The sequence below is a fragment of the Vreelandella sp. F11 genome, from assembly GCF_042466685.1.
GTDB lineage: Bacteria > Pseudomonadota > Gammaproteobacteria > Pseudomonadales > Halomonadaceae > Vreelandella.
Genome location: NZ_CP170448.1, coordinates 1,090,834 through 1,103,280, shown reverse-complemented (window position 1 = coordinate 1,103,280; position 12,447 = coordinate 1,090,834). Strand labels below are relative to the sequence as shown.

Genomic DNA, 12,447 nt, shown 5'->3' with positions numbered 1-12,447 from the left:
ATGTTGGCTGGCAGGAGTATTGGTTGCTAGGGTTTAAAGATTTTTTCTTATCACCACTAAGCTCACTCGCCATTCTCTTCTTGCTGTTCGGACAGTTGTGCCAGGTAGGTATCCTGCAAGATATACATGCGCTTTACATCGCGGTATTTGCCGTTGATAAAGAACTCCTGCACCAAGTGGCCCTCTTCTATAAAGCCACTCTCCTCGTAAAGGTGAATCGCTTTGACATTATCTACTGCCACGATGAGATACACCTTGTGCAAATTTAAGATCGTGAACGAGTAGTGCAACGCTTGGCGAATTAACGTGCGGGCAAACCCTTTACCCTGATGCTCCGGGGTAATAATGATTTGAAACTCGCCACTACGATGGATGTAGTCAATCTCAATCAGCTCTACCAAGCCAATGGCATGGCCCTGGCTATCTTCCGCCACAAATCGCCGCTCGGCGTTGTCATGGATATGCTTGTTATACAACTCCTCCAGCTCATCAAATGACTCGTAAGGCTCTTCAAACCAATACGACATAATGCTCTGGTTATTATTTAGTTCATGAACAAAGCGCAGGTCGTTGCGCTCCAGTGCACGTAAATATAGTGTGTGGCCCATCGCCCGCTATCCCTATGAGTATCCGTTAAGAGTACGCGTTTTAAACTTGCTTGCTACTGTTTTCAAACCTGCATATAGATATTTGCTCACGTCATTTTAGCTAGGCGCCTAAACGAAAACAGCTCCGCCAAGGGGTGCTCTCTTCCCTCAATAAGGGCTCGCAGTAGCTTGGCGCCAATCATGCTATAGCTGATCCCATTACCACCGTAGGCCATGGCAAAATGAACGCGTGGGCCAAGGGCCTCATGAGGGCCGAAGAAAGGTAGGCCATCGTCGGTTTCAGCAAAAGTGCCACCCCAGGAGAAAGTAGGATTGATATCGAGCTTAGGCCAAAGCGCCTCTATTTTAGCTGCCAGCCCTTCCGCCTTCTCCTCTACCCGTGCGTCGCGGCGCTTTGGAATATCTTCGTCGTCATCGTCGCCGCCGACGAGGAGGCGTCCATCGCGGGTAGTGCGCATATAGAGGTAAGGCCGCGCCGATTCCCATACCATGGTGTGGCGTAGTTTACCCAGTGCCTCTGGCGGTAGCGGGTCGGTGATCAGCGCATAGCTACTGCGGTTGATAGCCACCTTTTCTGGCAGCCAAGATTGCGACTCATACCCCGCCGCCATAACGACGTTCTGACAACGCAGCCTGGCGCCATTAGCCAACGTGAGCGTCACGCCTTCAGCATCCGGCACCATCGTCTCCATTTGTGTGCGGTCATACACCTCCCCTCCCCGCTCAACCACCCTGGAAAACAGCTGATACGCCATACGGTAGGGGTCAACAGAGGCGGCTAGCTGGGTAAGAATAGCGCCGGGTGCCACAAAGCCGTACTCTGCCAAAATAGCTTCGCGCTCCATCCATTCGGCTTCAAACCCGTGCGTTTGGCGCAGCGCCAACTCCTCCTTGAGGGACGCAACATCCTCTTCGTTACTGGCATAGTAAAGGCTTTGCTGACGTTCAAAATCCACATCGCCCAGCCCTGCCGCCAGGGACTCAAGCTCGCCAATGGCCTCGGCACAAGCGCGGTAAGCACGCACGGCGTCGGCCTCACCATAGCGTTCGGCTAACGCTGTCATATGGGTGTCGATTTCGTACTGCAGCAACGCGGTGCTGGCGGCGGAACTTCCCCACCCCACATCCCGGCGTTCAAGCACCACCACGTGGTGGCCTTTGCGACTTAACTCATCAGCAATCAGAGCTCCTGTAATCCCCCCCCCAATCACAACGACTTCGCACTGATGATCGCGAGTCAGTTGAGGAAAGGTTTTCAACAATCCGTTCTTTACCGCCCAAAAGGGATAACCACTTTTTAGATCCATCGGGTTGCCTATGCTAGAGAGACTTGCAGTATGCTGTTAACCATAGATGGTTCCTGACAACTTGCTCGATAAAGCGTGCCTAAGTGGCTGCCCTTATTAGTTGAATTAAGACTCAAAAAGGAGTTCCGCATGATTGATCTACGCAGTGACACGGTGACTCGCCCCTCCCCCGCCATGAAAGATGCCATGATGGCCGCGCCAGTGGGTGACGATGTTTGGGGCGATGACCCAACGGTCAACGCGTTTCAATCCAATCTGGCCGAGCAGACAGGCAAAGAGGCGGCGCTGCTGTTTCCAAGCGGCACGCAAAGTAACCTGGTGGCACTTATGGCCCACTGCGAGCGTGGCGATGAGTACATTGTGGGGCAATCAGCTCACACTTATCGTTATGAAGGCGGTGGCGCAGCTGTGTTAGGCAGCATCCAGCCACAGCCCATCGAGAATGACGCCGATGGCTCGCTGCCACTGGAAAAAATCAGTGCCGCCATTAAAGCCGATGACTTTCACTTTGCGCGCACTAAACTGCTGGCACTGGAAAACACCATTGGTGGCAAAGTATTGCCCGCAGAGTACGTATTGAACGCCACTGAACTGGCCCGCGAGCGAGGCTTAGCAACCCATCTAGACGGAGCAAGGCTGTTTAATGCGGTAGTGGCTACCGATACTCCGCTTAAGCAGTTGTGCCTGCCGTTCGATAGCGTGTCACTATGCTTCTCAAAAGGCCTTGGCACGCCCATGGGCTCTGCACTGGTGGGCTCGCAAGCATTGATCGACCGTGCCCGGCGTTGGCGCAAGGTGGTGGGCGGTGGCATGCGTCAATCAGGTATTATCGCTGCCACCTGCCAGCATGCGTTAGACCATCACGTGGCCGATCTAGCCGACGATCACCACCGTGCAGCGCGGCTGGCAGAGGGCCTAGCGAAGCTGTCTGGCGTCGAAATCACCTCACAAGCGACCAATATGGTATTCGCACGCTTCCCCGATGAACACGTTCAGCCGCTCTCCGCTTGGCTAAAAGAGCACGGCATTTTGATTGAGCTACTTTATGCCACGCGTTTCGTGACTCACCGCGATATTAATGACGCGGATATCGACAAGGTCATCGCGGTGATGGAGGCTTATTTCAGCCGGCATTAAAGGCGAGAGCTGTGGGTGAAAGGCAGCTGAATATGCCTATTAGCCCACGCTGTAAACCATTAACGGTTTATCTTCAGATGTTGATTCAATCTCCTCGTTTGAATCGAAGCGCACGCTCAACACCACGAATTTCCGCCATGCCGCGCAACCGCCCGATGGCGGGGTAGCCAGGTTTAAAGCCACTACGCAAATCGCTCAACATTGCGTGTCCATGGTCTGGGCGAAAAGGAAGTTGCTCCCCTCGTTTTTCTTCAATATCCAAAATGACATCTATCAGACGAACCATATCGGTATCGCCATCTAAATGCGCATCCTCGTGAAAACTGGCGCCATCATCTTCCAAGGTAGTGTTTCGTAAGTGTAAAAAGTGAACTTTATCCGCCTGTTCTTGCAATATCGCAATGACATCGTTATCAGCTCGCACACCCAGCGATCCAGAGCAGAGCGTGAAGCCATTTACCGGCGACGCAACCATATTCGCAATGTCTCTAAAGTCCTGAGCGGTTGAGACCACTCGCGGCAGCCCGAATAGAGAATACGGTGGATCGTCTGGATGAATCGCTAATCGAACGCCTGTATGCGCTATCTTTGGAATGACTCTTGAGAGAAACGAAGCGAGGTTTTCTCTCAAAACCTCGGCGGTAATATCTTTGTAGGCAGCGAGCCGCTCGCTGAAACTATCGAGACTGTAGCTCTCTTCCGCGCCGGGTAGGCCAGCAATAATAGTATTCGTTAGCTCCTCAACCTGATCTGCGTTCATTTCAGATAGGCGAGCCCGGGCTAATTCCTGCGTTTTCTCGTCATAATCTGACGCTGCGCCGGAGCGCTGCAGTATCAACAAATCAAAAACGACGACGCTAAGCGCGTCATACCTTAAGCATAAGGCTCCATCCGGTAACTCATGGCGTAAGGAGGTTCTGGTCCAATCCAGGACGGGCATAAAGTTGTAACAGATGGTTTTTATGCCAGCCTCGGCAAGATTAATGGCGCTTTCTGCCCAGGCATCCGCCAGCGTTTCCCAACCGTCGGCGTGAGTCTTTATATCCTCATGTATCGGAATGCTTTCTGCCACTGTCCACTCAAGCCCAGCAGCTTCGATGATAGCTTTACGCTCCATGATTTCATTCAATGGCCACACACAACCGTTCGGTAAGTGATGCAGAGCCGTCACAACACCAGTCGAGCCCGCTTGTCGTACATCCGACAAGCTGATTGGATCGTCCGGCCCAAACCAGCGCCATGTATGTTTCATCAATCTTCTCTCCCGTATTGTTAGTGTTAAATAATGCTCTTATTAAATCGTGCTCTTGTTAAACAGATAGCCGTCAAAATTCGGGTCTTCCACGTCGGAAAGCTCCATTAGGGTGTCTCGGACGTTATCTAAATGAACCCACATCGCCTTACGCGCCCCTTCGGCATCTTTTAGCTGCAGCGCAGAGAGGATATCCTGATGATCCTTTAGCCATTTTTCGCGGTAGTTGGTATCAAATATCCGCTCATGCAGTCTGGCCCACATCAAGCTCTGGTCTCTTTTGGCCCATAGTTCAGAAACCATATCGACCAGCACACTGTTTTGCGTGGCTTCTGCTATCAGGCGATGGAATAGCTCATCACTGGAGTAGTCGTTATTCTTTTCTTCAATGCCCTTGCGCTCCATATCAAGCGCTTCCCGCATACGTACAATATCGTTTTTGGTGACTGTCACCGCGGCAAAGCCAGCAATGCTGCTTTCCAACAGCTGCCTTGCCTGTAACAATTCAAATGGCCCTACATCATCAACCACAGGCTTTGCTACCGAGCGGCTGTCGGAAAGCAAATAGATGCCAGACCCTTTTCTCACTTCAACCAGCTCGTCAATTTCAAGCATGAGTATGGCTTCGCGTGCGGCAGATCTGCCCACGTTTAAAGCCTCTGAAATCTGACGCTCAGTCATAATACGATCGCCGACTTTATACCCTTTCTGCTGAATCAAAATCTTCAGGTCGCGAGCCAGCTCTTGGTAACGCCGTAAACCCTTATGCATTAGATTTCATTTCCATTTTTAATCTTTTATAGAGTGGTAAAAAGAAGCTAGAACATTAAATGCTTCTTTTTTTGTAGATTTATCAGCAGCAATCAACCCTTTCCGATTAAAGCCTCTCTGAAAGATATTTTGTCTTCGCTCAACTCTAAAATCGTATAAAATCCAAGGCGACATGCCTTTGATATACGCTAATTTTTGCAGCGTATCGATCTGCCGCCGGTAAACATCCGCCATATACTTTTCGCTAAACAGGCCTTCAGACGGGCCTTGAGATGAGTTATCGCCATCCGCCCCCGTTTCAGAAATGACGACGGGGCGATCAGGGTCGGAATTTTTTCCGATGGCGTACAGGTCGTCGAAGTTTTCATCGTACCAACCGTAATACTCATTAATGCCGATAACGTCTAAATGGTCGACTAACCGATCCTCAATTTTCAATTTTGCATGATTAATCAGGCACGCTGCGGCGACTAAGCGCGTGGGGTCATATAGGCGTGCAGTTTCAGCCAGGTCACGCATAAAAGAGAGACGGCTATCCGTATCTGGATTCTCGTTGCCAATCGACCAAATGATAACGCTAGCTCTATTGCGATCACGCTTTATTAACTCAATGAGTTGGTTTTTAGCATCTTTAAGCGTGCTGTGATTATCAAAGTCAATGGCCCAGTAAACGGGAATTTCTTGCCATAGTAAAAAGCCCATCTCATCGGCTAGTTCAGCTGCGCGCTCATGATGGGGGTAGTGCGCGAGGCGAAGAAAATTACACCCAAGCTCTTTCGCATGGACGAGCCGTCTGCGAATGTCTTCATCGGACGTCACTTTCCCGAGGATGTCATCGTCTTCATGAACAGAAATGCCGCGTAGCCAGATAGGCTCTCCGTTTAGGAGGATATCGACCCCCTGGCGAACGATTGAACGTAATCCGACATTGTCAGTGATACGATCTTCGCCAGCAGTCAGCACCACTTCATATAGGCGTGGGTTTTCAGGCGACCATCGCTCTGGTTCTGCTGCTATTCGGCAGGTGCCTTTGCCCTGTTCAATGCTAATCTTTTGAGCAATGCCTAATTCAGGTATCTCAAGGTAAGCATGGTGAATGCTGGGGCCATCAGCAGCGCTATCAACAGCGCTATCAATAACTACATCAACCTCTATCGCCCTTCCATCCTGAGAAAGGCGAATGAACATATCGCGAATGAATTCTCTGGGTAGGCTAAATAGCTCGACCTCGCGGTAAACGCCACCGTAATTAAACCAGTCTGTATTGCGCATCGGTACGCGATCCAGCGTACGGGTATTATTGACACACAGCATCAGCCAATTGGTTTCTTCGGCCAGGTCATCCGTCAACTCAACGTAGAAGGGAGTCGAGCCGCCATAGTGATTGCCTAGGAATTTTCCGTTAAGAAATACCTTACAGTCGTACTGAGCCGCGCCAACCCTAAGAATGTAGCGATGGCCTGATTCCGCGTCACTATCCCGCTTTTTAAAAAACTCTGGGGTCAGCTTTTTGGTGTACCAGGCGCTGCCCTCAAAAAAGTACCATTTTTCCTTTAGCATGGCCCAGTTTGAGGGCACCGGGACGGAGTCACCCATATAGGGGTCGTAGTCCCAGGGTTCAGTGCGATCAGCAGGGTCGGCGGGCTGCATTTCATACCATTTTTGACGCAGCCCCGTATCAAGCAAATCCACGCAAAAATTCCAATGGCCGTTCAGCGACGTCGACGTGCGGCCTTTCGTGAACACCATGGTGGAGTGGTTCAGATTTTGCAGATTCAATGGCACGTCGTACTCTTCGTCATGTAACGACGTTAGGGCATTCTCAGCCAAGGATGATCGCTCTAGCATCGCCCACCTCCCCTGCAGCGGTTTTAGTTAGCCTCTGCCTTGATTCGGCTGATTAGGTCGGCCAATTCAGCAGATTGGTTAGCCACTTCATCGTGCATAGGCATGACCGCTTCAATAAAGGGCGCTTTATCTACTTCATTAATCTCAACCCCCATCTCAGTCTCAGCGGTTTCCAATGCTGCCATTGCCGCTTTATTCCAGGAATCGGAATGGAACGCCTGAGCTTCTGATGCCGCCTGCCTCATCGCCGCTTGCTGATCCTCCGACATACGATCCCAGGCGCAGCTGGAGATGACTACCACGGAAGGAATGATGGTATGTTCATCAAGGGAAAAATGGCTTACTACCTCGCCATGGCGCGCGTTCGTCAGGGCCGTTGGGTTATTTTCTGCCATCTCTACCACCCCTTGCTGCAGCGCGCTATAGAGCTCACCCCAATCAATGGGAGTCGGGCTACCTCCTAGTAGCTCCACCATTCTGATAGCGGATGGGCTAGGCTGCACACGCACTTTCAAACCCTCCAGATCTGCCGGGGAGTGAATAGCGCGATCGCCATAAAAGGAGCGGGCCCCCTCGGTTAAAAAGGCCACCCCTATGAATCCTTTGTCACCTGACGCGTTGAGGATATCTTGGCCAATATCTCCGTTAATGACCCGTTCAAAGTGCTCTTCGCTTTCAAAAATAAAAGGTAGATTCATGGCGCTATACATTGGCTCAAATGCTTCCAGTTCGGCCGTATTGCTGCGCGCCATATCCAATGTACAGTTTTGCACCAACTCCATGGATTCACGCTGCGAGCCAAGCTGTGCGTTGGCATAAATGCGAATATCCAGTTCACCATCGGTGAGTTCTGAAAGACGCTCACTCATGTACTGCATGCTGACATGAGTAGGATGGTCTTCAGGATTATTGTGGTTCAGCCGAAGCGTCTGGGCGTGAGCTGAGGCCGCTGACACGAACAGCGCCGCACTGATTAGAGCCGTATGTCGCAAGGCTTTTGTTGTCATCAGCTGTTTCTCCTGCTTGTTGTTGTGATTGTTGTCGTGAAAGCCGACCGTCATCGAGACACTCACTTTCTAGGTGACAGATGCAAGATGGCTTACCGACTATATCATGTCAACCAATAAGACAAATTGGTTGACATCTTTTGGAGTAGCAGCGACGCTCTGCATAATGACTAGAGAGTAAGGAGCTAGTCACCGATACACAAAAATAAAACCAGAGGTCTAGGTATGAAACGCGCAATGGACTATGTGCTTGGCACGGCAGTGTTTTTAGTACTGTTGATTATAGTCGTCAGTGTGACGTGGCAGGTGTTATCCCGATACGTACTAGGCACACCAAGCACAGTGACAAGTGAAATCGCACGCTTATTGTTTATGTGGTTGGCACTCTTGGGCGGCGCCTATACCTTTGGCCAAGCCCGCCACCTCGCCATTGATATATTGCCTCTTGCCTTAAACGGCCGCTCACGTCAGTTACTTAACACACTCATACTGTTAATTGTCGCTGGCTTTGCCTTCTTTGTGATGGTGTGGGGCGGTTGGCAAATGGTCTCCCGAACGCTGGCATCAGGCCAAATCACCCCCACGCTGAGACTCCCCATGGGCTACGTATATGGCCCCATCCCGGTTTCCGGACTGATCATCATTTTTTACTGTTTTATCTTTTTAGGGCGAGTTTGGCTTAACCCTAAGTCGGAGGGCGGCTTCACTATAGATCCGCAACAAGCACCTGCCCCACAAGAGAGAGATTAGTATGAATATAACCGTCCTGGTGCTTTTTGGGTCGTTCGCGCTTTTAATGGTCTTAGGCATACCCATTGCGTTCGCGATTGGCGTATCTGCGACACTCACCTTCCTGTTATTCATGAGCGTTGATCAGTCCCTCAGCATTGTTGCCCAGCAAATTGCCTCGGGGCTTGATAGCTTTACACTAATCGCCATCCCCTTCTTCATTTTGGCTGGCAACATCATGAATCGAGGCGGCATCGCACTTCGCCTGATCGATTTAGCTAAAGTGCTTGCCGGAAGACTTCCCGGCTCGCTTGCCCACGTCAATATTATTTCCAATATGCTGTTCGGCGCTTTATCCGGCTCAGCCGTTGCGTCGGCGGCAGCGGTTGGGGGCGTGATGGCGCCCATCCAGAAGCGGGAGGGTTACGATCCAGCCTTTTCAACAGCCGTTAACGTCACCTCATGCCCTACGGGTCTGTTGATTCCTCCCAGCACAACACTCATTGTTTACTCGCTGATTACTGGTGGCACGTCGATAGCCGCGCTTTTTTTGGCGGGCTATATCCCCGGCATCATCATGGGTTTATCCCTGATGGTGGTGGCTGGGATCATATCTAAAAGAAAGGGCTACCCCGTCGCGGAGAAACCCTCCCTTGCTGAAGTTAAATCAGCACTACGCCGGGCGTTATTGCCTTTAGGCCTCATTGTGGTGGTGATTGGCGGGATTATTAGTGGCGTCTTTACGGCGACTGAAGCCTCGGCGATCGCCGTTGCTTATTCACTCTTCCTATCTTTATGTTGGTACAGAGAAATAGGGGTAACGGATCTTCCCAAGATCTTTATCGACTCGGTCGTCACAACGTCTATCGTATTATTTTTAATCGGCTGTTCCATTGCTATGTCCCGCGCCATGGCGTTCGGCGACATACCTTTAACAATCTCTTCATTTATGATCGGCATATCCGATAATCCGATTATCATTCTACTGTGCATTACCGTCGTACTGCTGGTGATTGGTACCTTTATGGATATGACACCGGCACTGCTTATTTTCACCCCTATCCTGATGCCAGTGATGCAGGATATCGGTATAGACCCGGTTCACTTTGGCATCATCATGACAATCAATCTCTGTGTCGGCATTTGTACCCCGCCAGTGGGCTCAGCACTGTTTGTCGGCTGCTCCATCAGTGGCGTGAGTATTGGTCAAGTGATGAAGCCCATCCTGCCATTCTATTTAGTCTTGATAGCCATTGTTCTACTGGTGACCTTCGTTCCACAAATCAGCTTATTTTTGCCCCAGCTTATTTTAGGTTATTAACGAGTTGGCTCCAGGTGATGACCACCGTTAAATCCTGAATTCAGGAATCAAAGGATAAACAATGAAAACCTTAAAAGACTGGCGCCTGGAGCACCACGACGACACCACAGTGCAACTGAGAGTGCACGATAGACATTTAATCTGCATCAACATTCTGGACAACCAATTGTTTCGCGTGCGGCTGCTAAAGGACAGCGTATGGCGTCTTAACCGCTCATGGACAGTAAACCCGGATGGCAACACCTTACCAAAGGGTCGCCCACGTGATTCGCTGACGGGATTCAGTTGCCCCACGTACAAGCTTGGGTGGTCGGATGGCCAGCTGCAGATCGAGACCAGTGCCTTACGGCTCACCGTCTCTCAGCCGCTGCATTTTAGGTGGGAAGCCTTTGTGGATGAAGGCTGGCAATATTTGACTGAAGACAGACCCACCGGCGCTTATATGCTGGGCGTTAAGAACCATGCCCACGCCCACTACTTACGCCGACACCCCAATGAGCGGGTTTATGGCTTGGGCGAAAAAGCCGGGCTGCTGGAGCGGACAGGGCGGCGTTTCGAAATGCGCAGCTTAGACGCCATGGGATATGACGCAGAGCGCACCGACCCGCTGTATAAACACCTGCCGTTCACCCTGACCCAAACCACGTCCACCGGCAGTTTTAGTCTCTTCTACGACACCTTGAACACCTGTGTGTTGAACATAGGGCAGGAGCTTGATAACTACCACGCCCCTTATCGCTTCTTTACGGCCGATGATGGCGACCTGGATTACTATTTCCGCTGGTCGCCACAGCTTCTAGACCTGGTGAAGAACCAGTTGGCATTAACCGGGGGGATGGCATTTCCGCCGCGCTGGTCGCTGGGCTATTCCGGGTCAACCATGGCCTATACCGATGCACCCGACGCTCAGGATCAGCTCATCGGCTTTTTGCGCAAGCTGGAGAACGAGGCGATCCCCTGCGACAGCTTTCATCTTTCTTCGGGTTACACCTCAATTGAAGATAAGCGTTATGTGTTTACGTGGAATAACGACAAGGTGCCTGAGCCAACCACATTGACGAAAGCCTTTAATGACTCTGGGGTGCGATTAATCGCCAACATCAAGCCCTGCTTGTTAAGGAACCACCCGCGCTACGCAGAAGTGGCAAAGAATAAATTATTTATACAAGACAGTGAATCCGACACGCCGGAGCTCTCCAGCTTCTGGGACGATGAAGGTTCTCACCTTGATTTTACCAACCCCGATACGCTCAGCTGGTGGAAAGAGAACGTCACGCAACAACTGCTGAACCTCGGCATCACTTCCACCTGGAATGATAACAACGAATTTGAAGTGTGGGATCATGGTGCCCGTTGCGTTGGCTTTGGTGAAGAGATCGAAGTGGGGCTGATACGGCCCTTGCACTCGCTGTTGATGGTTCATGCGTCATGGGAGGCGCAGTCACAACATGTGCCTCAACATCGCCCCTACGTGGTGACCCGGTCAGGCTGTGCTGGCCTGCAACAGTTTGCCCAGACCTGGACAGGAGACAACAAAACCAGCTGGGAGAGCCTGCGCTGGAATATCCGCATGGGGCTGGGGCTGTCGCTTTCGGGTATTTACAACATTGGGCATGATGTCGGTGGGTTTGCTGGCCCCCAGCCTGGCCCCGAGCTTTTACTCCGTTGGGTTCAGAACGGCATTTTTCACCCTCGCTTCTCCATTCACAGTTGGAACAACGATGGCTCTGTGACTGAGCCTTGGACACATCCCAGCGCTGCCGATGGCATACGTGCCGCTATACAATTCCGCTACCGCTTGCTGCCTTATTTTTATACCTGCCTTTGGCAGGCGGTAAACCACCACGAACCCATGCTACGACCCACCTTTCTCGACCATGAGAATGACAACCAAACCTATGCAGACACCGACGATTTCCTTCTAGGTCGAGACCTACTCGTAGCATCTGTGGTTGAGCAAGGCGCAGATAAGCGGCGCATCTATTTGCCCGACAACCATGCAGGGTGGTGGGACTACTGGACAGGCCAACTGCATGCCCCAGGAACATGGTTAGAGAAGCCGGTTTCATTGGCGGATATGCCGCTGTTTGTTAAGGCTGGATCAATACTGCCGCTTGCTAATGAGGCCATAAAAGCAACGCCGGAGGCGCAAGTTGGCCGAACATTGGCACTGTTTCCCCAGCCTGGATCTTTTTCCTGCACCTCGCTTATTTATGACGATGACGGCGAGAGCAAAGATGGCCCACACTGCGTTACCTCTCTACGGCTTAGCGGCGATGAGCATGGCCTGGAACTGCAAATCAGCCATGCTGGCAATATGCCTTTCCCGTTTTCACAGCTCAACATTGTGCTACCCGCAGGTGAAAGCCGCCCCTTGAGCTATGGTGGCCAAATCATCGAGCGGGATGGTTTCATCACCATGGAGAAGTCATGATGGGCCGTAATAACACAACACTTCAGCCACCAT

Annotated in this window: 10 protein-coding genes; 4 read left to right on the top strand and 6 right to left on the bottom strand. The window is 51.3% G+C overall.

Annotated elements, in window-relative coordinates:
- Positions 1–62 precede the first annotated feature (62 nt).
- Together speG and ACFIOZ_RS04930 are read right to left on the bottom strand one after the other, a co-directional pair.
- Positions 63–608, bottom strand: coding sequence for a spermidine N1-acetyltransferase (gene speG, locus ACFIOZ_RS04935; RefSeq protein WP_386082583.1), 546 nt, complete (start codon positions 606–608; stop codon positions 63–65).
- An 86-nt stretch (positions 609–694) separates the two neighbouring features.
- Positions 695–1,867, bottom strand: coding sequence for an NAD(P)/FAD-dependent oxidoreductase (locus tag ACFIOZ_RS04930; RefSeq protein ID WP_386082582.1), 1,173 nt, complete (start codon positions 1,865–1,867; stop codon positions 695–697).
- A 177-nt stretch (positions 1,868–2,044) separates the two neighbouring features.
- Between ACFIOZ_RS04930 and ltaE the strand changes: the two genes are divergently transcribed.
- Positions 2,045–3,052: a low-specificity L-threonine aldolase gene (ltaE, locus tag ACFIOZ_RS04925; protein WP_386082581.1), complete on the top strand. Its 1,008-nt coding sequence runs from the start codon at positions 2,045–2,047 to the stop codon at positions 3,050–3,052.
- A gap of 85 nt (positions 3,053–3,137) precedes the next feature.
- On the opposite strand, the gene uxuA is transcribed toward ltaE, so the two are convergent.
- Genes uxuA through ACFIOZ_RS04905 form a run of 4 tightly spaced genes read right to left on the bottom strand, consistent with a single transcriptional unit; the run spans position 3,138 to position 7,930 of the window.
- Positions 3,138–4,304 carry a mannonate dehydratase gene (gene uxuA / locus ACFIOZ_RS04920; protein WP_386082580.1) on the bottom strand — a complete coding sequence of 389 codons (1,167 nt, stop codon included), beginning with the start codon at positions 4,302–4,304 and terminating at the stop codon, positions 3,138–3,140.
- 42 nt (positions 4,305–4,346) lie between these two features.
- Positions 4,347–5,075: an FCD domain-containing protein gene (locus ACFIOZ_RS04915; protein ID WP_386082579.1), complete on the bottom strand. Its 729-nt coding sequence runs from the start codon at positions 5,073–5,075 to the stop codon at positions 4,347–4,349.
- Positions 5,076–5,093: 18 nt separating this feature from the next.
- The gene (locus ACFIOZ_RS04910) at positions 5,094–6,923 is read right to left on the bottom strand and encodes a glycoside hydrolase family 2 protein (RefSeq protein WP_386082578.1); all 1,830 of its coding nucleotides are present in this window, start codon (positions 6,921–6,923) and stop codon (positions 5,094–5,096) included.
- Between the two features lie 23 nt (positions 6,924–6,946).
- A complete protein-coding gene (locus ACFIOZ_RS04905) occupies positions 6,947–7,930 on the bottom strand; it encodes a TRAP transporter substrate-binding protein (protein ID WP_386082577.1) in 984 nt (327 codons plus the stop codon).
- A 225-nt stretch (positions 7,931–8,155) separates the two neighbouring features.
- Between ACFIOZ_RS04905 and ACFIOZ_RS04900 the strand changes: the two genes are divergently transcribed.
- The 3 genes from ACFIOZ_RS04900 (at position 8,156) to ACFIOZ_RS04890 (ending at position 12,414) form a co-directional block, all read left to right on the top strand.
- Positions 8,156–8,680 (top strand): TRAP transporter small permease, encoded by a 525-nt coding sequence (locus tag ACFIOZ_RS04900; protein ID WP_386082576.1) that lies wholly within the window; start codon positions 8,156–8,158, stop codon positions 8,678–8,680.
- 1 nt (position 8,681) lies between these two features.
- Positions 8,682–9,980 carry a TRAP transporter large permease gene (locus tag ACFIOZ_RS04895; protein ID WP_386082575.1) on the top strand — a complete coding sequence of 433 codons (1,299 nt, stop codon included), beginning with the start codon at positions 8,682–8,684 and terminating at the stop codon, positions 9,978–9,980.
- Between the two features lie 61 nt (positions 9,981–10,041).
- Positions 10,042–12,414 (top strand): TIM-barrel domain-containing protein, encoded by a 2,373-nt coding sequence (locus ACFIOZ_RS04890; protein ID WP_386082574.1) that lies wholly within the window; start codon positions 10,042–10,044, stop codon positions 12,412–12,414.
- Positions 12,415–12,447: the final 33 nt, after the last annotated feature.